Source organism: Pseudomonas sp. WC2 (assembly GCF_050586545.1).
In the GTDB taxonomy this organism is placed as follows: domain Bacteria; phylum Pseudomonadota; class Gammaproteobacteria; order Pseudomonadales; family Pseudomonadaceae; genus Aquipseudomonas.
In genome coordinates, this window is record NZ_JBOBDR010000001.1 from 178,571 (window position 1) to 199,633 (window position 21,063).

Annotated in this window: 24 protein-coding genes; 11 read left to right on the top strand and 13 right to left on the bottom strand. The window is 55.8% G+C overall.

Going from position 1 to position 21,063, the window contains the following annotated elements; genetic code table 11:
* Nucleotides 1-19 precede the first annotated feature (19 nt).
* From ACQ4OE_RS00805 to ACQ4OE_RS00815, 3 genes are read left to right on the top strand one after another with little or no spacing between them, the layout of a single operon-like run.
* Nucleotides 20-397, top strand: coding sequence for a GNAT family N-acetyltransferase (locus ACQ4OE_RS00805; protein WP_008080517.1), 378 nt, complete (start codon nt 20-22; stop codon nt 395-397).
* A complete protein-coding gene (locus tag ACQ4OE_RS00810; RefSeq protein ID WP_007909125.1) occupies nt 394-1,110 on the top strand; it encodes an AzlC family ABC transporter permease in 717 nt (238 codons plus the stop codon). The genes ACQ4OE_RS00805 and ACQ4OE_RS00810 overlap by 4 nt, the downstream gene beginning before the upstream one ends.
* On the top strand, nt 1,089-1,406 hold the full coding sequence (locus tag ACQ4OE_RS00815) for an AzlD domain-containing protein (RefSeq protein WP_007909127.1): 318 nt from the start codon (nt 1,089-1,091) through the stop codon (nt 1,404-1,406). Before ACQ4OE_RS00810 ends, ACQ4OE_RS00815 begins: the two co-directional genes overlap by 22 nt.
* On the opposite strand, the gene ACQ4OE_RS00820 is transcribed toward ACQ4OE_RS00815, so the two are convergent.
* Nucleotides 1,323-2,249, bottom strand: a complete 927-nt coding sequence (locus ACQ4OE_RS00820; protein WP_095120791.1) for a LysR family transcriptional regulator — start codon at nt 2,247-2,249, stop codon at nt 1,323-1,325. The genes ACQ4OE_RS00815 and ACQ4OE_RS00820 overlap by 84 nt on opposite strands.
* An 856-nt stretch (nt 2,250-3,105) precedes the next feature.
* On the opposite strand from ACQ4OE_RS00820, the gene ACQ4OE_RS00825 reads away from it, so the two are divergent.
* From ACQ4OE_RS00825 to ACQ4OE_RS00835, 3 genes are all read left to right on the top strand, one after another.
* Nucleotides 3,106-3,513, top strand: coding sequence for an MbcA/ParS/Xre antitoxin family protein (locus ACQ4OE_RS00825; protein WP_430945336.1), 408 nt, complete (start codon nt 3,106-3,108; stop codon nt 3,511-3,513).
* Between the two features lie 11 nt (nt 3,514-3,524).
* Nucleotides 3,525-4,190, top strand: coding sequence for an RES family NAD+ phosphorylase (locus tag ACQ4OE_RS00830; RefSeq protein WP_430945337.1), 666 nt, complete (start codon nt 3,525-3,527; stop codon nt 4,188-4,190).
* 169 nt (nt 4,191-4,359) lie between these two features.
* Nucleotides 4,360-6,471: an acyltransferase family protein gene (locus ACQ4OE_RS00835; protein ID WP_430945338.1), complete on the top strand. Its 2,112-nt coding sequence runs from the start codon at nt 4,360-4,362 to the stop codon at nt 6,469-6,471.
* A gap of 441 nt (nt 6,472-6,912) precedes the next feature.
* Here ACQ4OE_RS00835 and ACQ4OE_RS00840 read toward each other — a convergent pair whose 3' ends face one another.
* The 9 genes from ACQ4OE_RS00840 to ACQ4OE_RS00880 form a co-directional block, all read right to left on the bottom strand.
* The gene (locus tag ACQ4OE_RS00840) at nt 6,913-8,043 is read right to left on the bottom strand and encodes a hypothetical protein (protein WP_430945339.1); all 1,131 of its coding nucleotides are present in this window, start codon (nt 8,041-8,043) and stop codon (nt 6,913-6,915) included.
* A 107-nt stretch (nt 8,044-8,150) separates the two neighbouring features.
* A complete protein-coding gene (locus tag ACQ4OE_RS00845; protein ID WP_430945340.1) occupies nt 8,151-9,299 on the bottom strand; it encodes a site-specific integrase in 1,149 nt (382 codons plus the stop codon).
* A complete protein-coding gene (locus ACQ4OE_RS00850; protein ID WP_080769328.1) occupies nt 9,296-9,508 on the bottom strand; it encodes a DUF4224 domain-containing protein in 213 nt (70 codons plus the stop codon). Before ACQ4OE_RS00850 ends, ACQ4OE_RS00845 begins: the two co-directional genes overlap by 4 nt.
* 329 nt (nt 9,509-9,837) lie before the next feature.
* The gene (locus tag ACQ4OE_RS00855; protein ID WP_430945341.1) at nt 9,838-10,101 is read right to left on the bottom strand and encodes a hypothetical protein; all 264 of its coding nucleotides are present in this window, start codon (nt 10,099-10,101) and stop codon (nt 9,838-9,840) included.
* A gap of 58 nt (nt 10,102-10,159) precedes the next feature.
* Nucleotides 10,160-12,853, bottom strand: coding sequence for a toprim domain-containing protein (locus ACQ4OE_RS00860; protein WP_430945342.1), 2,694 nt, complete (start codon nt 12,851-12,853; stop codon nt 10,160-10,162).
* Complete coding sequence (locus ACQ4OE_RS00865; RefSeq protein WP_039756488.1) at nt 12,850-13,101, bottom strand: hypothetical protein; 252 nt, start codon at nt 13,099-13,101, stop codon at nt 12,850-12,852. The genes ACQ4OE_RS00860 and ACQ4OE_RS00865 overlap by 4 nt, the downstream gene beginning before the upstream one ends.
* A gap of 74 nt (nt 13,102-13,175) precedes the next feature.
* Entirely contained in the window at nt 13,176-13,541 is a 366-nt protein-coding gene (locus ACQ4OE_RS00870) for a hypothetical protein (protein WP_430945343.1), read from the bottom strand.
* Entirely contained in the window at nt 13,538-14,011 is a 474-nt protein-coding gene (locus ACQ4OE_RS00875) for a YmfL family putative regulatory protein (RefSeq protein WP_430945344.1), read from the bottom strand. The genes ACQ4OE_RS00870 and ACQ4OE_RS00875 overlap by 4 nt, the downstream gene beginning before the upstream one ends.
* A 29-nt stretch (nt 14,012-14,040) precedes the next feature.
* On the bottom strand, nt 14,041-14,253 hold the full coding sequence (locus tag ACQ4OE_RS00880; protein ID WP_430945345.1) for a DNA-binding protein: 213 nt from the start codon (nt 14,251-14,253) through the stop codon (nt 14,041-14,043).
* A 78-nt stretch (nt 14,254-14,331) separates the two neighbouring features.
* Between ACQ4OE_RS00880 and ACQ4OE_RS00885 the strand changes: the two genes are divergently transcribed.
* Both ACQ4OE_RS00885 and ACQ4OE_RS00890 read left to right on the top strand, forming a co-directional pair.
* Nucleotides 14,332-14,688 carry a helix-turn-helix domain-containing protein gene (locus tag ACQ4OE_RS00885; protein WP_430945346.1) on the top strand — a complete coding sequence of 119 codons (357 nt, stop codon included), beginning with the start codon at nt 14,332-14,334 and terminating at the stop codon, nt 14,686-14,688.
* Between the two features lie 85 nt (nt 14,689-14,773).
* Entirely contained in the window at nt 14,774-14,968 is a 195-nt protein-coding gene (locus ACQ4OE_RS00890) for a hypothetical protein (RefSeq protein ID WP_430945347.1), read from the top strand.
* A gap of 41 nt (nt 14,969-15,009) precedes the next feature.
* Here the strand turns inward: ACQ4OE_RS00890 and ACQ4OE_RS00895 are convergent, their stop codons facing one another.
* The 3 genes from ACQ4OE_RS00895 to ACQ4OE_RS00905 form a co-directional block, all read right to left on the bottom strand.
* Nucleotides 15,010-15,261 carry an ogr/Delta-like zinc finger family protein gene (locus ACQ4OE_RS00895; RefSeq protein ID WP_065615912.1) on the bottom strand — a complete coding sequence of 84 codons (252 nt, stop codon included), beginning with the start codon at nt 15,259-15,261 and terminating at the stop codon, nt 15,010-15,012.
* Between the two features lie 75 nt (nt 15,262-15,336).
* The gene (locus ACQ4OE_RS00900) at nt 15,337-16,221 is read right to left on the bottom strand and encodes a phage portal protein (protein WP_430945485.1); all 885 of its coding nucleotides are present in this window, start codon (nt 16,219-16,221) and stop codon (nt 15,337-15,339) included.
* On the bottom strand, nt 16,118-18,160 hold the full coding sequence (locus ACQ4OE_RS00905; RefSeq protein ID WP_430945486.1) for a terminase large subunit domain-containing protein: 2,043 nt from the start codon (nt 18,158-18,160) through the stop codon (nt 16,118-16,120). Before ACQ4OE_RS00905 ends, ACQ4OE_RS00900 begins: the two co-directional genes overlap by 104 nt.
* A 162-nt stretch (nt 18,161-18,322) precedes the next feature.
* Here ACQ4OE_RS00905 and ACQ4OE_RS00910 point away from each other — a divergent pair, with 162 nt between their 5' ends.
* The 3 genes from ACQ4OE_RS00910 to gpM are packed head-to-tail and all read left to right on the top strand — an operon-like array spanning nt 18,323 to nt 20,987.
* Entirely contained in the window at nt 18,323-19,246 is a 924-nt protein-coding gene (locus ACQ4OE_RS00910) for a GPO family capsid scaffolding protein (RefSeq protein WP_430945348.1), read from the top strand.
* 2 nt (nt 19,247-19,248) lie between these two features.
* A complete protein-coding gene (locus ACQ4OE_RS00915; RefSeq protein WP_430945349.1) occupies nt 19,249-20,268 on the top strand; it encodes a phage major capsid protein, P2 family in 1,020 nt (339 codons plus the stop codon).
* Nucleotides 20,265-20,987 (top strand): phage terminase small subunit, encoded by a 723-nt coding sequence (gene gpM, locus ACQ4OE_RS00920; RefSeq protein ID WP_430945350.1) that lies wholly within the window; start codon nt 20,265-20,267, stop codon nt 20,985-20,987. Before ACQ4OE_RS00915 ends, gpM begins: the two co-directional genes overlap by 4 nt.
* Nucleotides 20,988-21,063 lie beyond the last annotated feature (76 nt).

Sequence of the window (21,063 nt, forward strand, 5' to 3'; positions counted from 1 at the left end):
GGCCAAGGATGCGCAGCGCATGGAGCGCTTCTTCCGCCAGTTCGACGAAGTGTCCTTCTGCGAATGGCAGGACGCAAAGTGCCTGCGCGGCGTGTTGATCCAGAAGACCACGACGGCCTATCTCGCCTTCGACGTCGCTGGCGAAATCGTCGGCGCGGTGCTCGGCGGCATGCTCGGCAGTCGCGGCACGATCAATCACCTGGCGGTCAGCCCACGCTACCGTAGCCAAGGCGTCGGTCAACGGCTGGTTGAAGCCGCATCGTCCGACATGAAACGCGTCGGCGTGTTGCGGATGTTTCTGTTCGTCGACGATGCTAACCTCGCGGGCAAACGTTTTTGGACTGCGCAAGGATTCTGCGAGCCCCATGGCGAACGGACATTTGAGAGGGATCTATGAATGAAACGTCCGGCAGTGCGCCGCTGATGGCTGCCCATCAGCCGTCGCGCACGTTCGCCGAAGCCAGTCCGGTAGTCGCCGGGTATTTCACGGTGTCATTCGTGTTCGGGCTGATGGCCGTCAACGCGGGCCTGCCGATGTGGCTGCCGGTGGCGATGTGCTTGTTCGTGTATGCCGGCGCTTCGCAATTCGCCGCGCTGGCGCTGATCTCCAGCGGCGCGTCCCTGACCACCATTGTGCTGACTACTTTCCTGATCAATGCGCGGCACATGTTGATGTCGGTTTACATGGCCAAAGCCCTGCGCGCCCTCGGTTTAAGCCGCATGGAGCGGTGGGCATACGCGGGTGGCCTGACGGACGAATCCTTCGCGTTCCACAGCGTGAAACTCGGCACAGGCGCGCCAGTCAACGTGCGTTACCTGATCGGCTTCAACCTGTTCTGTCACACCTCGTGGGTGCTCGGTGGCTTGCTCGGCGCGGTCTGCGCGCAATACGCGGCGCACCTGATCAAATACCAGCTCGACTATGCCCTGACGGCAATGATGCTCTACGTGCTGGTGTCGCTGTGTAATACGCGCAACAAACTCATTGCCGCTGCGGCCGCGGTGCTGTGCATGGGCGCACTGAGCCTGGTCGGCAGCTCGCCGTTTAACGTTTTCATCGCCACGTTTGTGGGCTGCGGAGTCGGTGTATGCCTGACCAAACGTTCCTGATTCTGGTGGTCGCGCTGATGATGGCCGTGACCTTCCTGCCACGCGCCTTGCCGCTGCAAGTCAACACCGAGCACTGGCCGCCGTTCATTGCGCGGGCGCTGGAATACCTGCCGGTGGCGATCGTCGCTGCGATCAGCCTGACACCCTTGTTGATCAAGGATCAGCACATACAGCTCGACCGCCCGGAATTTTATGCCGCGATTCCGACCCTGCTATGTGCGTATTTCAGCAAAAACCTCTTTCTCAGTGTGGCGGTTGGGACGGCTGCGTACATTGCGCTCGGCTCGTTCATGTAGCGGTAGATCAACGACATCATTCAACGCCTGGCTCGACAACTCCGGATTGTTCACCGCCAGGCGCACCTCGAGGAAATCCTCGAAACCGGGGAAAATCGTCAGACCATTCTTTTGCGCCGCCTCACGCGAAACCATGCCGACCGCGTCCATTTGCGTGATCAACGACAGCGTCAGCGTTTCGCTGCACGAATAAACCATGCGTTGACCGTTTTCGTGATTGCCCAGTCCAGCGTCGAGAAAACGCAAAAAGCTGTGGGAATACGGACAATCTTCCGCAGGACGCACCTGAAACTTGTTGCCCAGCAACGTCAGCGGATCGTTCTCCTGACCGCAATGCGCGCCGACGACCTGCACCTGCACATCCGGCAACACGATGCTTGGTAAACCCGGACGCTGCGGGCCGATCAGCACCGCCAGGTCAAAGTCTTCGTTCTTCAGCTTGCTGAGATTTTCCATCGACTCGGCATAACTGAATTCCATCTGATAATCGGGAAACACCTCAATCAGGCGCCCGATCATTCGCCGGTTGAAATCAGGCGACAACGTATTGTTCAACGCCACCTTCAACGTGCGCTGGCCGGGCACCTTCAGCGCCTCGACTTTTTCTTCCATCTGTCGCGTGGCAATCAGCACTTTGTCCATGTAAGGGGTCAGCTCAGTGCCTTGCGGCGTCAGCGTCAGCCCTTTGTTGGAACGACGAAACAAGCGGAAGCCGAACTGCTCTTCGACCTTGTTCAACTGCGCAGCCAACGCCTGCACAGTCAGGCACGAATGCTCGGCTGCGGCCGACAACGAGCCGGTCTGCACGATGCGCATCAGGTTGCGTAAGGTTCTGCTATCCATGGGTAATGCCCTCTAAAGTGGGCTGGGTATTGTTGTTTACGAGACTGCCGATCCGGCGCCATATGCTGGCTATATTCCTGTACCTGAGCATAGTTGTCGCGGGTTTAGTAGCGAATTGATGCCCCCGCCGATGGCTGGAGGCTGACACAGGATCGGGGTTTTTGGTGACGCGGGGGTGATGGAGGTCAAAAAAAGTGCTTGGTTTTGGTGCGTGGGGGCGGTTTTTAAAGGGGAAATGGCTGACAGCGTTAATGGTTTTGGCCTGCGAGATACGTGGATGCGTCTTAAGCGAATTTGCGACCGAGCTGATAGCGGCGACTCGTCAAAGCAGATGAAGTAGCAGTGGGGAGCCATCAAGCCTATGTGGCTGCGGATCTAATGAGGTGAGCGAATTGAGTGCATCACAAGAAGCGGTTGATCTGGACTGCCCAAATGGCACCCGGCAGCACCAGGTTATTGAGATTCGAGAGCGGCCTTCCGTTGCACGAATCCCTACGGACAAGACAGCTCAAGCGATGTTGGAAGCACTAAATATTCTGCAGCGGTTTGAGTCGGTCGACGGAACGCTCAAATAATTGAGGCAATAAAAAACCGACATCGCTGTCGGTCTTTTTTACTCCCCAAACAGGGAAAGAGGTCTAACCCGGACGCTGATCTTCAGGTCATCAGTGGGGTTCCTAACGCCGACTATCGCCACCTGATGGCAGTCGGTTTCGCGCTCTTGGGCCGATTCTCGGCATCGCGAGTAAAACTGTCAATCCGGAGCTAGGTCATTGTTACTACGCTTGCGAATCAGATTTATAGATTGGTTCATATCTGTACTAGTATCAAAGCAAGTCAAGTCAGGAGAGGCGTAATGACTACCTCATCCCAAGTCCTCACTCCACGCGAACAACTCGACGCCCCCGAGGCCGGTCGCGTTGCGCTGAAGTTCTTCTTCAACCTCATGGAGCGTTGGGGCTGCAGCGCTGAGCAGCAACGCACATTGCTGGGCGGTGTCGGTAACACCACGTTCTACAAATACAAACACCTGCCGAACATACGTCTGCCTAACGATACCCTTGAGCGCATCTCTTATCTGATGGGCATTCACAAGGCGTTGAGCATCATCTTCAGCAACAGCCGTGAGCGCGCGTACACATGGGTCAGTAGTCCGAACACGGCGGCGCCGTTCAATGGGCAAACGGCGCTGGATTACATGCTCGCTGGACGCGTGGTCGATATCGCCGATGTGCGTCGTTACCTCGATGGGGTGCGCGGTTGAAGGCGCCAGAGATGGTTGATGTGACATGGCCGAGAGCCTATCGGATCGTCAACAGCAGCTTCCCGCCGATCGCGTTGTTCGAAGACGTGCTCGATCCCGAAGACCTGGAAGTTGCCTACGCAATTGAAGCGCTGACCAATGATCGTCTGATCGAGCAGGCCGGGGTTCTCGCCCGCGTGAGACCGGAAGATCGACTCTCTGGCCCCGGTTCGACTCCGGTGATGGCTGCGTTCACCCACATCGGCAAACGCAGTCGTTTCTGCGACGGCACCTTCGGCGTTTACTACGCTGCGAGCAGTCAGGCTGCGGCCATCGCCGAAACTAGTTATCACCAGGAGCGATTTCTTGCGGCGACTCAAGAAGCTGATCTTGAGTTGACCATGCGCACTTACGTCAATCGGGTGGTTAAACCGTTGCACGATGTTCGCCACGACCACCCCGAGCTGCACAATCCGGATCCGGAGGCTTATGGACCTTCTCAGATATTTGCCCGGCAATTGCGCGAAGGGGAGTCTTGGGGGCTGCTCTACAGCAGCGTCCGCCTCCCGGGCCATGAATGCGTTGCCGCGTTTCGGCCGCCAGCGGTATCGATTCAGAAGCAGGGCAAGCATTTGCGCTATGTGTGGAGTGCGAACTCGGGCAGGATTTCTTATGTATTAGAAATAAGCCACGTCTGATTCACCTTGGGCACTTTTTTAGAATATGAGAGAAAAAATGATCAGCTGCTGGCTGGTCGTTTCCTGCGCCTCAACGAAAAAAGACCCCTGTCTTTGTCGTGTGCCAAGTCCAAGGCTTATCTTGATGCGGTTTGATAGATATACTTGGACGGCTAGGAATCGGTAGCCAGTGCACCACCCTCAACGCAAATATTTTGCGCGCGTGCACAAGGAAAATTCCGCGACGATGGCCATGGATCAGGCGGGAAATCAGTCTGATGAATCCAACGTCTCAAGTTTTACGTGGCGGGTCGGATCTGCATTTGGCCTGAGTTTTCTGAAAATACCTGGACTTTTCCATCACCCAGACTTGTTCGCGAGCGATGCTTTGAATACTAGACTGACTCACTTGGGCCATATTGATGGCCTGCGCGCGATTGCCGTACTCGGCGTTGTTCTTACTCACTTCAAGGCGAATTGGCTACCGGGTGGTTTTTTAGGCGTTGACGTCTTCTTTGTAATATCAGGTTATCTGATTTCTAAAACCCTCTATCAGAACGTATCCACCAATACCTTTTCGCTTGTTGAATTTTACGAGAAGCGTGCGCGTCGAATTGTCCCCGCCCTAGTCGCGGTCACAGCGATAAGTTCAGTTGCAGCCTACTTTATTCTGCTTCCACAAGAGCTCGTTGACTTCGCAAAATCTGTTTTTGCATCGTCGCTCTTTGCAACAAATATTTTGTTCTACGCCACCTCGGACTATTTTGCTCCCGCGGCTAATCAGATACCGCTGTTGCATTACTGGTCGCTAGCAGTAGAAGAACAGTTTTATGTTCTCTTTCCTTTGCTGGTGATCGCCACTCGAAATTGGCAACGACGTTCGTTTTTCATTGTGCTCTTGGCACTTTCGATCGTATCGCTTGTGAGTGCGCAGTGGATGATCGGACGTGATCCCTCAGCAGCGTTTTACCTGCTGCCGTTTCGATTTTTCGAGCTAGCGATAGGCTGTCTTCTGGCGCTGCCAGGTCTGAGAGCCCCAAGTAATAGCCTGCTCGGAGGGACATGCGTATCCGCAGGCGTTGCATTAATCATTGGCGGCATGTTGGTAGTTACTGAGAAGTGGTCGTTCCCCGGTGTCGTAGCGCTGATCCCGTGTATCGGCACTGCGCTCGTGATCTGGGGGGCTCACTCCATTCATTCTGTGCCATCCCGAATGTTGGGGACTGCGCCATTTAAGTTCGTCGGGACAATTTCTTATTCGCTATATCTGGTGCACTGGCCTGTGGTCGTTTTTGGACTGCGTTTGTTTCCCTATCTAGATCCGGCGACTTTCCTGGTCGCTGGTATCCTGGTATCGATCCTGCTTGGCTATCTGTCCTATCTATTGGTCGAGACGCCTACCCGTAAAAAGAAAGTCATTTACTCACGCAAGGCGATTCTTGCTTTTTCCGGCTTTGCATTGACAGGTTTTCTAGGGGTTTCAATTGTCGTTATTCAGGCTCATGGATTCTCCGGGCGTGTAAATGAGCGGGTTGCTACGATGATGGGATATCTGAAATATGACTATAAGTCAGAGTTCCGAGAAGGCACTTGTTTCTTGAGACCAGAACAACTTCCGGAGGCTCTGGATAAAGCTGCATGCGTGCCGGAAAAGGCTCCTGCCATTCTCCTGTGGGGTGATAGCTATATTGCGCAGTTTTATTTTGGACTTGTCGACCAAATCAATGCTCAAGGCTATTCACTGGGGCAATTGACTGCTTCCGCTTGTGCTCCGACACCTGGAGTGGACATGCCCTTGCGCCCTAATTGCCTTGGATTCAATGATTACGCTCTTAAAACCATTGTTAATGCCAAACCACGCCTCGTTGTTCTAGGCGCAAATTGGAGCGCGACTGACGAACAATTGTCAGCCTTGGACCGCACAATCGCTCAGCTGAATGAGGCCGGTATCGCTGTGGCAATGTTTGGTCCTAGCCCAGTTTATATACGCTCCGTTCCATCAATCGTCGCTGAGCGAGTCGCGCAAGGAAATCCAAGTACTCTCTCTGGAGCGGATCTAGCATCCCAGTACGTCTACGGTGCAGATGATCGAATGAAGGCTCACTTCGGGGGCCGGGCAGATGTCAAGTATATCTCTGTACTCGATAGTGCCTGCCGTGAGCGAGAGTGCCCGTTAACTGTCAATGGCATTCCCGCACATTTTGATGTTGCCCACCTAACCCGGGAGGGCGCGCAGTATTACGGTGAGAAGCTATTTCCCGAGTTGTTTTCGACCAAGGTCCTCACAAAAGCTACTAATTAACGGCGCGCAACGTTCAACAAGCCCCCACGGCTCAGGCTAGCGGGGGCTTCTTGTCTTGGATAATGGGCAGTCACTTGGTTGCCGTGGAGCTCATTGATCAGGTGCGTAATTGATCGACAGCCCCTCAGCAATGATCGCCTGGGGCGAGGCGTTCATAGTTTTTAAGCACGCCGCTAATTTCGCACTGATTTGTGAGATTTTGAGGCGGTTCTTGGAAGCTTTATTGCAAAATGCCAGAAACAACAAAGCCCCTGCATTTCTGCAGGGGCTTCGTTTTGTATGGTGCCGGCACCAGGAGTCGAACCCGGGACCTACTGATTACAAGGAAGGTGCTTTAAACAATAAAAACAATGACTTACGTGATTTGTTGTTACGTGCGAACACGCCAGAAACCCCGCGTTTCGTGGGTTTTGGCTCGCCTGTTACGGGGCAGATGATCACTCAAAGATTCTCGGATACGAGGATCTGAATTTCCCGTGACCATTCGCCTAACCCCTCAATATCCAAGTCAACACGGAATCGATACCAGCCACGGTCACCGACAGTGTCGATTTGCTCAATCGAAATAACCTTCCGAACGCAGCGAAGCGGTGTCGTCGGCGGCGTTATCCCGAGGCTGTCTACGTATGGAATTGCGGCCATCCTGATGGCCTCCAGCTTGATTAGCCTTGGAAGCCAGGGCGAGCCAAAGAAACCGACGGAATACTCACGAATTCGCGTGCCGTAGCTGGGAGCGAAATAGGACTCTCCACGGCTCATTGAAAGGCACGTTTTGACTTGTTGAGGGAGCGCCTCCAAGCCTCTTATACGAGCAAAACTTCCATTGATGATTTGAAAATCATTGTCTTGACTGAGTGCCATCGTCATTGGCAGCTTATGTACATCAATCTTCGGAAAACTGGGCTTAACCTGAGTTGTGATCACACAGTCATTGCCGTTTTTCGACCATGATGGTGCGGCCACCAGCTCGCGGCCGTCTCCAAGTTCATTGACTAGCACGTATTTGTCATAAGGATCCGTGCTTTCGAACTGATCGATGTATCTCAACAGTTCAGAAAGATCTCCTATAACAAAGTGTTCTACGCGATAGCTCCACTTGCTCTGTTCTGCAGCTACCAAATCACCAACGAAGACTATCGAAGGGCCGATGGCTATGAAGTCGAACGCGTTTTGTCCGGGGTTCAAACCGGAAATTTCGAGATTTATGCGCGACTCGTGTTCAGCCTTCATCGCGTGGAGTAGGTGTGCGGGATAGACAGAGGGATCAACATCGATGAGCCGAGCGTGAATTTTGCACATCCATATCCCGTTGCTGATGCTACTCCGCTGCTCTGAGGTCAGAGTGGGATCGTACCGCGCGCCTCCGGGCGCAGCAGCGGTGATATGGGCAGCCTCGCCAATGCTTATGGTTTTGTTGATAGCTGAATCGCTGGGGGCAATGGTTGTCTTGTCACAGTTTTTAAATGAACAACGGTAGGCAACGCGCAGTGCAAGAATGCTTTTTGTGGAAGGGCTGAACTCATCTCGCGCAGATTTAGCGCTGCGTCCTTTGCTCGGTTCGTCAGTTCTCATGCCTTGCTTCCCTACTTTGGCGCATTCGGTCGTGGCTTGTCAGCTTAGCTTTTACGCGGCTGCCTTCGTTATTTTTTGAAGGCAGCCGTCCGTCTAGGATCGTGCCGTCAGTCAGCAGAGGGTGAAACGACAGGGATACTGTGGTCGTACACGTCCATCATCTTCGCGTCACGGTGGCCACTCGCTTCCTGCTTGTCTGCCCTGGTGCCGGTCGTGTCAGTGATGCCGCGCCGTTTCAAGTCGTGCAGGGCAAAGCGGTCTTCAGGATCAATGTTTCCGTCTGCGATCGCCAAAGTGATAAAGCGTTGCCAAGCGGTGTCGAGGCTTGTTTTTCGAAGCGGGCCACCGTGGCTGGCCACGATGATAAAGCGCTTTGACGCCGCGATCGGGATAGGCGTTTTACGACGTTCCCAAACCTTGGCGCGCAAAGCCTTCGCGCCTTCCCAAACGGTGCGCAGTCGCGGCGTCCATCGGACGATGTTGTCCCGACTGCCCTTGCGCCGATTGGTCAGAATCCCTTCCTGCAGCTCGTTCGCATCCGTGAGCGTCACGACCTCGATGCCGCGTAGTCGGCAAAGGTAGGCCAACTCCATCACGCTGGCCAGGTATTCGGGACAACCGCCAGGCTCGTTACGTGCCAGACGTCCACGCGCCGTTGCGCGATCGATGAGTACGTCCATAACGTTCAACCGTGGCAACCGGCGTTGTTTACGTTCTATCGGCGCTTCGATGCCCAGGGCTGGGTTCACTTCAAGGAAACCCCGATTACGTCCCCACTGCAGAACACGGCGCAGATAACGCAGTGCGTGCGCCGCCTTTGAGGGCGTGCCCTCGTCTGCGATCCGATCGACAATGCGTTGCACCAAGGCTGCGGTGAATTTCTTCACGGCGAGATCGCCCAGCGGCTTGCCCAATTTAGTGGGGATGTTCAGCAGAACATCTCGGGAGTAGCAGTAATCAGCGTGGGTTTTGGGTGCGAGTTTTTTATAACGATCGCTCAGGTGGAATTGTTCGCACACGTAGCGCAGCGTTCCTCGATCGACGTTGGACGCCTCGTCCATGATTTGATGTAGTTCTGCCAGCGACACGTTTGCGGGCGCCACGTTTTGGCGGCGCTGCTTTCCGGTCTCATCCCGATGAAGGGTGTACCAGACACCACTGTCGCGATGGTCGAAGTAAACGGCCGCCGGGAGGGCGGCCTGATCGACATGGGCAGGGATATGGGGGTTGTGCTTACGCTTCCTCGCTCGCCTCATAATATGTCGGTGTCGTACCTTTCAGCGCTGGCCGACGTGACGCCGCCGGCGTGATTAATCAGGTCAAGCGTTGTCCACGGGCCAGTCCGGCCACGGAACAAGCGCACACCCTGGGCAATCAGCGAGCGCTCTACATCGGATCGACGCTGATAACCGGTGATGTGCTGCAGGTCTTGAAAGGTCAAAACACCTGTTGTTGCTTGGCTCACGGTACAACCCTCGAACCTGTGTGTTCCCGCGTCTGATGACAGACCAGTGTAGAGGCGGGATCTGTTGATAGCGTAGTAGAAACCAATGGCTTTGGTTCTGGTGCTGCTTGCTCACGGCGTTTAAACATACCGGCGTTCCTTTGCTTTTCTGATTGCAGCCTTTTCGGCCATTACAGCGGCCCATTCCTCAGTCTTTCGATGCTGGCGAATACGGCTGCACTTTTGATGTTTTCGGGTAGATCGGGCGTTGCCGCAGATGTCGCAGATGCTCGGCAGATCCAATCGCTTACTCGCCATCGCTGGCCGCTCCCGAATTGTTTTGTGATCGCTCATATGCCTGCTTCCGATGACGCGTTGCTGGCCAGTAGATGGGCCACAATGGCGGCTTCGGCCGCATCAATATCGCCTTGTTGTTTGGCGAAGGTGGCCAAGCACTCAAGGCGGATCCGCGCTTCGTCAGTCTTGGTTACCTGGTAGTCGAACAATGCTGTGCCGACTATCCGGATCGCCATTAGGTGCCGGGCGGATTGAGTGTCGACGTCGCCCTGTGTGTTAGCCTTTGAATCGCTACCGCTGTAGTGCTGTGCTTTCATCGTGTTGCCCTCAGTGGTGGTCGGTGTCGGGGGGCTGCAACCCCTCGACGCCACTTCGTTAAGCGCTCTGGAAAATCCAGCAGCGCACGGTTTTGGGTTTGTCTGCCGCATCCAACTCCCAGGCAGAGCAAACCGTTCTATTTGTCTCCACGAACTTCGGGCACTTGCTGGTTTTCAGGTGGCGTTTCAGCTCGGTCATGTCCGGGACTTTCTGGCGTTTCTCCGCGGCTTCTTTTGCAAAGTCGTTGAGGTTCACCGCAATCAAACTGTCATTGCGTGAGTGGTTGAGTCCGCCGGCAGCGCTGTTTAGGTATTCGTACAGTTCCCAAAACTCGACGACGACCGGGTGATCAGCATTGATGGCCAGCTGGCGATCCTTGGCCATGTTCAGGATCTCCGCGTGTGTGGCTTCCAACTGATGCTTTTTCAGAGGTACGACGTGCACCAGTGCGTCTACGAGCGCGTGCAGCTGGGCATGATTCTTTGCGATCCGGACGGTGCGAATTTCAGGCAGGGCCAGCAGCGCCTGTTCGTAGGTCGGAACCTTCGCGCGAATGGTCTCCATCACGGAGGACTCCGACGTGGTGGCTTTGAGCAGAAATCCGCTCACGCGGTCGACGGGCATACGCTCAAGCTTTTCAACCAACAGCTTGGTTTGCGGCGTCTGCCCGTCCTTCGTCATGGCGATGTGCACCAAGCGCTGCAGGATCGGTTCAGAGGCGTTCACCGCGTGGTTCTGACCGATGACCACGGCGCCACGGAAGGGCGGTTCGCGGGTGTCGTTACCGTTGTTCTTTACACCGGTTGAGCGAACGCTGCGGCCGTTGTAGGCGGTCTTCAGTTCGTCCCAGTCGTATTGGCGGGTTTGGCTTCCATCTGATTTTTCGCGTTCAGATTCAATCAACACCACCGGCAGATTCCCGACTTGGGCAAAGTTTCGTGCCCGAGCAACTGGGGTGCCTTTAGTGGGGTCAAAACCTTCGTAGTCGAGGCGTCCGCACAACTTCCATAGGAATTCGATCAGGGTGGATTTACCGGCGCCTGGCTCACCGATAATTTCCATGAAGGGGTAACTCTTTTGATGCTGCCGGATCTGCTCGGCGAACAATGAGCCGAACCAGAAGGCGAGGGCGACCAGCCCTTTGGCACCGAAGCACTGCCAGATGATGTCGAGCCATTCGGTGTCGAACTTCTCCAGGTCAGTGTTCAGGTTCAAGGTCACTGACTGGCTGAGCGTTTTAATGCTCAAGCGATCCATGTCGAAGAAGTCTTCTTCGTTCAGTTTGAAGATTTTACCGTCGCGTACCGCCACATCGCCGTACACGTATGCGCCGTGTTCGCGGGTGTAGCCCGTGAAGTCGATGGTTTGAACGGTCTTGAGAGCGTCGGTTTGCTCCTCAATGAACGCGTCCAATTGCTGCGTTGTACCGGTGAACATCCCACCGGGGGCAATGCCCAACAGACGCTTTTTGAACTCGGCCGATGAAGAGATCTGAGCGCTGGTAAAAGTGTTTTTAATCGGCGCAGCGTCGTGTGCAAACGTGATCCGGAAGTAATACCAGGACTCGTCTGTGAGCTTGTTCTCCTGGTAGTACAGGGCTTTCGGATTGCAGGTAGCGATGCGCTGCAGCGCGCCGCACTGCTGCATGGCTTTCGCCCGCATCTGTTTGTTGTTCAGCTGCTGATCGTCGTGATGTTCGCTGTCCTCCAGTTCCTGAATGGCCTTGTTGTATTTCTCCAGATCAAGCTTGAACCAATACAGACGATTGCCGAACTCCAGATGAAATTCGCTTCGACGCTTCCAATCGAACATCACCAGGGCTTTTTCGGTAGCGTTCTCAGCGATCAGCAGCGCGCCGTGATGCCGGGCAATGGTGATGTCTTTTTCAATTTGGGCGTCGCGTTTCTCGCCTTCGTCCAGGAACTGCCAGCGCTGGTGTAAATCGTTCCAATCGACCTTGCGTTTGTCCCGCTGAGGGATCTGCGCGGCCTCACAGGTAAAGCCCAATTCGCGGGCCATACGTACCCAACGTTTGGTATAGGCGTGTGCACCTGGTTCGTTGTCCAACGCCCAAACCAGCTTCGGCAGATTGCCCGGGCGTGCTGTGACCAACGCCTGCAGCGAGTCAGCTGGGAAGGCGTTGGATGACATGGCGGACACGGCGGCAATGCCGTGGTGCACCAGGGCGGTGGCGTCGAAGATGCCTTCCACGATCCACACTTCTTTCGCTTCAAGCAGATCCACGCAGGGCGGGCACCACCACACCCCCCGGTAGCTTTCAGCCGGAGCGAAACGCGCTTTCATTTTTCCGAAGCGTCCCGGCTTGTCGATCAAGCGTTCCCAGTAGCCGCCTGTCTCCAAGGCGAAACGCACCGTCGCGCTGCCTGCGTTGTGCTGAGAGGAGTAGTAGGTGTCCTGCGTGAACCAGCCAGCAATCAACTGGATGTCGAAGCCCCGGCCGAACTCCAGATAGGCGCGGGCTGTGGCCGTTGGTGCACTGTCCGTAGCGGGGGCTCGCTTGCTCCAGTCTTCGAAAAGATCGTCGTAGATTTCCTTGACGTGCATGGTGTGGCCGCACTTTTCAGGGCGACCGCAGATAACCAGCCACGGCCTGTCGTGACGTGAATACAGCTCTTTCTTCCTGCACTTGGGGCATTCACCACCGCGCATATAGTCGGTGCCGGTACGGTGTTTTAGGCCGTAGTCATTTTCAAGGCGCTGCAGGACGTCGGAGCGGAGATCGTCTCTCATGGTTTTTTCACTGTTTTGAGGCTTTGAGTCAGGGCGCCGGCGAGGGCGCCGATCAGATGTTTTCGAGCGGCCATCACCGGATCGTTCGTGAGGATCGACCCGTGGCGCAGCCCTTCGGGGATCAGGCGGTAATGGTCGGAATACCAGAGGTCATTGAGGCTGAGACGGTATTGCTCGCGCAGGTTGGCCAAGAGCGCTTCGGCCTGCACCGGTGGCAGTTTTGCGTTGATGTTCAGGGCGTTTTCCATCGTCAAACCTCAATTTCGGGCGCAGCTCACCCAAACCCACGGGAAAGAGGGGGCGGGTATTTAGTGGTTGAGTGTTACGGAGTGGTGACGCGAAAACGCCCGTTGTCCGGTGCGTTGAGGATGCGTTCATAAATCAGGCTGACGGGAATGGCCCAAACCTCACCGGTGCCTGTGTCAGTGATAACGGTGTGTGTCGGTGTGCTGGTCATTACATCCAGTCGCTGCCGATCGCTGACAACAGACAAATCGCTGTAGGCCAGGTGAACTATTTTTTCAGCTGTCGGAGTGAGTACGTCGAAGCCCGCGACTAAATGCTGCACAGCTCGTTTGATCAGTTGTTGATCATCGCTCAGGTGTTCGCACCGGTGCCGTTCAAGAAACACCGACGCGGCAGCTTTGAGCATGTCCTGATACTCCTGTACTGCAGGCAGATTGTTCATTGGGCGTTCCCTGCGCGGTAAAGAGCTATTGCGGCAAGCACTTCGGCGTGCCGTGCAGCAACGTGAAGGTTGTGAGCGTCCAGAATCAGTTCGGCTTCTTCTTCGCTGATTGAACCGTCCTCCAGCGCCTTGGCGATCGCCTGGTCGACGCAACCGCGTTTTGCCGCCACCTGTAGCGATCGAGCGTATAGCTCGACGTTGTCTAGCGTTTCAGGATCAACTACTGGAACGAACAACCCGCCGTACATTGAGGCGACGTAGTTGGGGAAGTGGTGAGTTCCGCAGTCCTGCTCAAGCATGAAAACCTGAGAGTCGCTAAGTGGACTGCAGCCGGCGTTTTCGTAGGCATGGTTGTCGAACTTTTTGAGCTTCAGTCCCAAGCGTGCAGCAGCAGCTTCGCGCCCGCCGGTATAGCTACGGATGATCTCGCTCATGACTTCTTTGCGAGTATCTAGGATCGGGCTTTTCATCTTCTACTTTTCCCTGTTGAGCGCCGCTATTACTTTTCAATCACACCGTCTTTGACGCCGAGTAATACTGCTGCGCGGTGTGCCTCCCCACGGCGACATTGGCTCTGGCCACTCAGCACCGCATAAACGGTGCTGGGACTCAAATGATGAAGAAGTGCAAAGTCCTTCGCGGATTGCCCGCGCTTTTCCAAAGCTTTCCGCGCTTTCTGGCGGGCTTGCTCGCTGATACTGATCTTCGGCATAGTGCAAATCCGTGCAATTTCATGTGGTGTGAAATGCAGAATGATGCATCTTGATGCATTTGTAAATATTTGGGATGAATGATTTTGCATCTTTCTGAAGAAATTGGTTCTCGCCTGCAGGAAGAGCGAAAGCGCTTCGGCATGACACAGGGTGAGGTCGCCGAGGCAATTGGCGTTGTTAAGCGAACCCAAGCAAATTACGAGGCAGGGACGAGCGATGCTCCTGCTTCGTACCTCAGCAAGCTTGCTGCGCAGTTCGGTTTTGATGTCCCTTACATCCTTACAGGTGTGCGTACAAATCTTTCAGAGAGTGCTTTAAATGAGATCGAGGACTCTTTGATAAAGCAATATCGGATCATCCCGGAAGACGACCAGAAAGCAATTCGTCGATTCTTAAGAGCGATGGTCGATGATGTCGTAAAAAGCTCAAGGTAGTTTCTGCAGAATCAGACTTTTCTTATTAACTGTTCCGATACGCTCCCTTAAGTCGGTTCGACAACGCACTTTATGGAGTAGTGTCATGTTGAATCTGAAACGCGTCGAGCGATCCCCGCTTAGTAGCGATGAAAGCCACCTGGTCGACCTCTATCGTACGATGGTTATTGATGATCAAAAGCAGGTGATGCGCCTGGCTTGTTTGCTAGCGAAGCATCCAGATCCAACTGACGGACAGGAACTGGCAACGTCTCTTTACCCATCACAGCTATCCCTATGAAGTAACCGCTAACGCTTACGCGTTGGCGACTCAACCTCTGCTCACACCTGTGTTCCCAACTGCTCAAAAAGCTCTCTCTGTTTCGCCCTGGGCATCTCGCGTAAGCTGTCGATCAGCATCCGTTCGAATGTTTGCGACGACGGGCTAAGCGTGTGGGAGAACGTGAGATTAGCGACCCAAGTGTGCCCGCACTTTGCATCCAAACATTGGCAGTACAGCTTTACGAACTCTGTGGTCACTTCCTCTCGAGAGCCGATCCGCCCTTTGTGCCCGCATTTGCATACCACTCTCATCGTTTCCCTCCCCCAGGGCAATTTATCCCCTTAATACTGCCACAAAAAGTAGTGTTTTTAGTTGCTGAACTTCGTTTATGCAGATGAATTCTCTGCGGTGGGATTGGCGTTCCAGCTAAAACGCCTATCCGCTCGCAGGTAATCGTTGAGTTGGCTGAATAGCTGACAGATCGGTCTGATCTCGTTGCTGGTGTAAACGCGATCAATCTTTTCGATGTCCCCAAAGCCACCGGTGTTTTCCGGGATGATGCCGGCCAGCGCCGGGTTCATTCGCCAGGCGGCGATGACGTCGTTTCGGGTGATGTTCTTCACCTTCTCCAGCTCGTCTTTGGCTTGGAAGTCGCCTACCGGGATGATCTGGATCGCGTTTTCCTTGCCATTGGGGATGTTGACGAACATCGATCGAAAGTTGCCCACGCCCTTGCTCGCGCTGATCTGCGCGCGCAGCTCGTCTTCATCCTCTTCGGTCAGGTCGGGATCGTTGGTATAGAAGATGTAACCAGCGTGGGCGCCGTTGCTGTAGTAGCGCCGGCGGAAGAGGGTGGCCGCCTCATTGAGCAGCAGCGCCTGCAGGCCGCCAAGGTAGTCTGGAATCCCGTAAATGTTCTGTTCAACGTCGTAGTCCAGGACATGGGAGATCTCATGCTGTTCGAACTCCATTTCCTTGTTGTCGGGCAGTAGCATCACGTAACCACCGTCGACCTTAACCCGCATATTGATGGCCGGCAGATGCTGCAACTCCAGCACTTGGCCGAAAGCGTTGGTTTCGTTGTAGAAGTACGCTTCGCCAAACACCATGTAATCCAAACCTGCGCGGCCCATCGTCTCGGTGCTGCAGCCCGCCGAGGGAATAAACTCACGCAGCAGCAGGTTGCGTTTGAATTTCGGAATGGCGCCGTGGTGGGCGTTGGCGCGCAGCAGCTTGGCCAGGCCAACCCGGGAAACCGGCGGCTTGTAAATCTTGCCGTCGTCGCTGGGGAACACGCCCACGTACTCGCCGATGTTGCCGGACAACACCTGTTCCGGCTCCCCGAACGTAAACGAGCGCATCGGCTGCTGCGGTGGTTGGGCTACGTGCTGCTTTCTGCGTTTGCGGTTGGCCATGGCTGGTCTGGTTACTCGTGACGTAGCGGCTACGACGCCGCTTGTTGGTGTTCAAAGGTTCGTTGGCGAGCGCGTGCATCACCGCCCAGGCAATGTCGGCGTGGCCGGTGGCGTCGGTGCGCGAAGCGCTGTAGGTGATCTGGCCGCTGTTGGTGGCGCCGCGCTTGATGGTCAGGAAGGCCTGCGCGATGTCCGTCCACCCAGCGTCCCACTCGATGCGACTGCCTTGGATCGTGTCCTGGGCTTTGAGCACCAGAGCGTTTTTCGCCTCAAGGCTGTAGTGAATTGGTGTCGCCTTGGCGTAGAAGTCGCGTACCAGGTCGAACACGCCGTAACCCACGCCGGTGACATCGATGCCAATGTGCTGGACGTTGAAGCGCTCGGTCAGTTTTTTGACCTGTGCGGCCTGGTAAGTGAACGAGTGGCCCCGCCAGCTGTGCTTCTCCAGGATCCGGAACTTCGCCCCAGGTTCGAGCGGCGGCGCGATGACCACGCAGGTGGCGTCGTCGCGGGTGCGGCTCGGGTCGTAACCCAGCCAGACTGGACTGTTGCCAAATGGCCGATCGGAATCCGGGTTGTAGTCCTCCCACAACGACAGATCCGAGTAGCAGCGCTCCAGATCTTTTAGGCTGAATGCGCTTTGGGTGCTGTCGATGAATTTGCAGTAGAACAACTGCTGAAATTTGTCCTCGTCGTACTCCAGCTGCAGCTGCTCGAGGTCGAACAGATCGCAGCCACCGGCGATTGCATCGTCCAGGGTGATCGTCTTGCGCCATTGGCCGTCCGGACACAGTGCGCCTTGCGTGTATGTCGCTTCGCTCGGCCACACACCGCCGGCCTTCTTGCCGCGTTTGCTGTTGCGAAACTCTTCGCCTGACCAAAACGGGTATGCCTGGTGCGACACGGCGCTGGGCGTCGAGAAATAGGTTTTGCGCCATTTCTTGTGGGTGCCCATGGCGCTGGCCACGGTGCTGAGTTTTTCGAAGTCGCGAATCCAGAAATATTCATCCACGTAGACGTGGCCGTGATAGCCCTGGGCGGTGCTGCTGTTGGTGCTGAGAAAGCGCAGTTCGGCGCCGTTGCTGAGCGTTATCGGGTTGCCGGTCAGCTCGATATCAAACCATTGCTTGGCGAACTGGATGATGTAGCTGCGGAAGATCTCGGACTGCGATCTGCTGGCAGACAGAAATACCTGGTTGTCACCGCTCAGCACGGCATCCATGAAAGCTTCGCCGGCGAAATAGTAGGTCAGACCGACCTGCCGGCTTTTGAGGATGTTACGGACGCGGCGGGTCAGCGGATTCTGTTTCGCCTCGAACAGCTCTTTCTGGTAGCCGTACATCTTCGAGATGAATTTATCGAGGAAATCCACCTCGGTAAGGCCGCTGATATCGTTCTTAGCCTTCTTTTCCCGCTTCTTGGCGCCGCCTTCGCCCCGCTCACGGCGTCGACCTGCTTGCCGGTCGTGCGGCTCGTCCAGACGATCTGACGGCGCCGCCGGCGAAGGTTTCGTGGCAAGTTTTTTCAAGCGCTCAAGTAGGCCGGTCAATCGCTCCAGTTCGTCCAGTTCTGCTTTGGTCAGCGGATCGATTTTTTCCAGGATCAGGGTTATTCGCCGATTGACCGCGCTCAACGGTTCTTCATCCGTGAGCATTTCGTCCCAGCCGCCTTGGCGGATCCAGTAGTACACGATTCGGATATTCGGCAGCTTCAAATGCGCCTGGATTTCCTTCACCGAACAACGGCGCAGGTAGAGGCGCTTTGCGGCTTCTTTGACTTCGGTCGGGTAATTCATGAGCCGCAGTCTATGCGGCGAAAACCGGTGAAACGCGCGGTTAAATGCTGCGATTCGCCTAACAGATGGAAATAGGCGAATACTGAATTTCAACCGTTTGTTTGGTGGTAATTGGTTCCCTATCGTGACGGCTCATTCAATGATTGAGCGCAGTTACCACTCATGCCCCGTTCCCTTGTCTCCTATTGGAAACGTGTTGCCACCAGCGGCCCGACCGTCGATGGCCGCGACATCCTCCCCCAGGAACTGCGCGATATCGCCGAGACCTACACCCCGGCCAAATACACCGCTGTGATCTGGTGCGACCACGAACGCTGGCCTGGTTCGCACGGCACCGTATTCGCTGTGCGCCTGGTGGAGGAGGGCGAGGATCTGGAGCCGGGTCAAATTGCGCTGGAAGCTCAGCTAAAACCGAACGATCGCCTGCTGTATCTGAACGATCAGGGCCAGAAGCTCTTTACCAGCATCGAAATCACTCCAAATTTTGCTGGCACCGGCAAGGCCTACTTGACCGGCTTGGCCGTAACCGACGAGCCAGCCAGTCTCGGTACTCAAGAGCTGTATTTTTCCAGGCGTACCAGTCGCGCCGCGTATTACGCCGCGTCGTTGGAACTCGGCCCACTGCGCGAAACCGAGCCGCAGGGCGAGCTCGGCCGACTCGTCGCCGTCTTTACCCGCTTGTTCAAGCGTTTCGGCATCAATGACACCGCCGCCGAAAACACCCCGCAAACCCCAACCGAGAGCAAACCCCCAATGGATGAAGCTACCGCAACGGCTTTACAAGCCCTGCTGGCCCAGCTGCTGGTCGTCGCTGCCGGCATCCAGGCTGTGATTGAGCCTGCTGCCGAGGACGCACCAGCACCCGATCAGGCTCCGATCGATGACGTCAGCGCTGCAGTAGACGAGATCGTCACCACTGCCGAAGAAGAGCGCGAATTCAAGCGCAGCGGCAGCGGAAACAAAGCTGTGCTGGCGGCGTTGGCCGACCTGCAGAAGCAATTCACCGAACTGAAGAACACCAGCACCGGACGTCAGTTGCCGCGCAATGCTGGCCCCGCTGACAAATCCAAAGCGCGGGTACTCTGACCATGGCCCGTTCACTGAGCGCCTACGGCGCCAAGATGTATGCCGAAATGCAGCTGGCGATCGCCGAAACTTACGGTGTCCCGCTGTCCAGCAAGATGTTTTCCGTTGAACCGTCGATCGCCCAAGAGCTGAACGACGCAATCACCGCAAAAGCCGATTTCCTGCAGCGCATCAACGTCATTCCGGTGACCGAGATCAAAGGCGAGAAGGTGTTTATCGGCGTGTCTGGCCCCGTCACCGGACGCACCAATACCAAGACCACTGATCGCGAAGCAAAAGATGCATCGGAGCTGGAAAACAGCACCTACGAGCTGTCCTCAACCGAATCCGACGTGGGTCTGCCGTACGCAAAGATCGATGCCTGGGCGAAGTTCCCGGACTTCCATCAGCGCTATTCCGCCGCAGTGCAGAAACAGATTGCTCTGGATCGCATCATGGTCGGTTTCCACGGTGTGAAAGCGGCTGCGCAGACCGACGTCGAAGCCTATCCGATGCTGCAGGACGTGAACAAAGGCTGGCTGCAGCAACTGCGCGAGCAAGCCCCGCAGCAGGTGCTCAAGGAAGGCAAGGAAGCGGGCAAAGTTACCTTGGGGCTTGACGGCGATTACGCCAACCTGGACGCCCTGGTGCATGACACCAAGCAGATGGTGGATGAACGTCTGCGCGACGGCGGCGATTTGATCGCCATCATCGGCACCGACCTGTTGGCGGCTGATAAGGCGAAGCTGTACGCCAAACAGGGCGATACGCCAACCGAAAAGGAACGCATCGAAGACGCGCAGGTGATCGCCACTTATGGCGGCTTGCCGAGCTTCAGCGTGCCGTTCTTCCCGGTCAACGGTGTGCTGGTCACCAGTTGGGACAATCTGTCGATCTACTTCCAGGATTCCAGCTGGCGCAAGCAAACCGTGGACAACCCGAAACGCTCCCGCGTCGAGGATTACAACAGCCGCAATGAAGGCTATGTGATCGAGCAGTTGGAGAAAATCGCGCTGACCGAGAATGTGGAGCTGCTGAAGTGAGCCTGGCGCTTGCGCACAAGCGCCGCACCCTGGCCTTGGGCAGCGCTGCAGTAATTGCTGCAGCCGCCGCACCGCTGGCGTATTCGCCGGCGGAAGCCCTGAGCAGTCCAGCCAACGCGAAAAAGCACCTGCTGCTGATGGAAGCCTCGCTGGATCAGGATCTGCAGCGCCTGAGCGATATCAAGGGGCTTGCCGGGCGTCAGGCACTCAAGCGCGAGGAACTGTTACCCAAGTACCAGGACTTCATTCAGCGCTACATGGACTCGGGCCTGGTGATGCCAAACCGTGTCCTGGTGCAGGTAATGGTCTGGCTGTTCGACACCGAACAGTTCGAAGACGGCCTGGCGCTGGCTGACTTTGCGATCGGCCAAGGGCAGCAGATGCCCGAGCGGTTCAAGCGGCGCGACGTGCAGACCTTCGTTGCGGACGCGGTAATCGATTGGGCTTACGCCGAATACAACGCCCAGCGCAGCCCGGAGCCGTACCTGTCTGACCTGCTGCCGCGCGTCGACGGTGAGTGGGAGCTGACCGAACAAATCCCGAGCAAGTACCACAAGTTGATCGGCATCCGCGCCATGGAGGCCGAGCAGTGGAAAACCGCGCTCCAGCATCTGGAACGCTCGACGGAGCTGTACGCGAAAGCTGGCAACGAGACACGAATCAAGAAGTGTCGCATCGCACTGGCCAAACAAATACCTGCCGGTAACGGCGCCCAATAACCGACTACCCCCCCCAGCGGGGAACTGTGGACGTGCGTCTGCCATTCATGGCCAGCCCCACGAAAAACAGTTTCCC

Bases quoted from the DNA above. Each gene is read 5' to 3' on its own strand.
- ACQ4OE_RS00915 (WP_430945349.1), top strand. From the start codon at position 19,249: ATGGCCCGTTCACTGAGCGCCTACGGCGCCAAGATGTATGCCGAAATG.
- ACQ4OE_RS00855 (WP_430945341.1), bottom strand. From the start codon at position 10,101: ATGAAAGCACAGCACTACAGCGGTAGCGATTCAAAGGCTAACACACAG.
- ACQ4OE_RS00905 (WP_430945486.1), bottom strand. From the start codon at position 18,160: ATGAATTACCCGACCGAAGTCAAAGAAGCCGCAAAGCGCCTCTACCTG.
- ACQ4OE_RS00830 (WP_430945337.1), top strand. From the start codon at position 3,525: ATGGTTGATGTGACATGGCCGAGAGCCTATCGGATCGTCAACAGCAGC.
- ACQ4OE_RS00890 (WP_430945347.1), top strand. From the start codon at position 14,774: ATGTTGAATCTGAAACGCGTCGAGCGATCCCCGCTTAGTAGCGATGAA.
- ACQ4OE_RS00805 (WP_008080517.1), top strand. From the start codon at position 20: ATGGAGCGCTTCTTCCGCCAGTTCGACGAAGTGTCCTTCTGCGAATGG.
- ACQ4OE_RS00810 (WP_007909125.1), top strand. From the start codon at position 394: ATGAATGAAACGTCCGGCAGTGCGCCGCTGATGGCTGCCCATCAGCCG.
- ACQ4OE_RS00880 (WP_430945345.1), bottom strand. From the start codon at position 14,253: ATGCCGAAGATCAGTATCAGCGAGCAAGCCCGCCAGAAAGCGCGGAAA.
- ACQ4OE_RS00815 (WP_007909127.1), top strand. From the start codon at position 1,089: ATGCCTGACCAAACGTTCCTGATTCTGGTGGTCGCGCTGATGATGGCC.
- ACQ4OE_RS00885 (WP_430945346.1), top strand. From the start codon at position 14,332: ATGATTTTGCATCTTTCTGAAGAAATTGGTTCTCGCCTGCAGGAAGAG.
- ACQ4OE_RS00865 (WP_039756488.1), bottom strand. From the start codon at position 13,101: ATGGAAAACGCCCTGAACATCAACGCAAAACTGCCACCGGTGCAGGCC.
- ACQ4OE_RS00870 (WP_430945343.1), bottom strand. From the start codon at position 13,541: ATGAACAATCTGCCTGCAGTACAGGAGTATCAGGACATGCTCAAAGCT.
- ACQ4OE_RS00845 (WP_430945340.1), bottom strand. From the start codon at position 9,299: ATGAGGCGAGCGAGGAAGCGTAAGCACAACCCCCATATCCCTGCCCAT.
- ACQ4OE_RS00840 (WP_430945339.1), bottom strand. From the start codon at position 8,043: ATGAGAACTGACGAACCGAGCAAAGGACGCAGCGCTAAATCTGCGCGA.
- ACQ4OE_RS00875 (WP_430945344.1), bottom strand. From the start codon at position 14,011: ATGAAAAGCCCGATCCTAGATACTCGCAAAGAAGTCATGAGCGAGATC.
- ACQ4OE_RS00910 (WP_430945348.1), top strand. From the start codon at position 18,323: ATGCCCCGTTCCCTTGTCTCCTATTGGAAACGTGTTGCCACCAGCGGC.
- ACQ4OE_RS00860 (WP_430945342.1), bottom strand. From the start codon at position 12,853: ATGAGAGACGATCTCCGCTCCGACGTCCTGCAGCGCCTTGAAAATGAC.
- ACQ4OE_RS00820 (WP_095120791.1), bottom strand. From the start codon at position 2,249: ATGGATAGCAGAACCTTACGCAACCTGATGCGCATCGTGCAGACCGGC.
- ACQ4OE_RS00825 (WP_430945336.1), top strand. From the start codon at position 3,106: ATGACTACCTCATCCCAAGTCCTCACTCCACGCGAACAACTCGACGCC.
- ACQ4OE_RS00895 (WP_065615912.1), bottom strand. From the start codon at position 15,261: ATGAGAGTGGTATGCAAATGCGGGCACAAAGGGCGGATCGGCTCTCGA.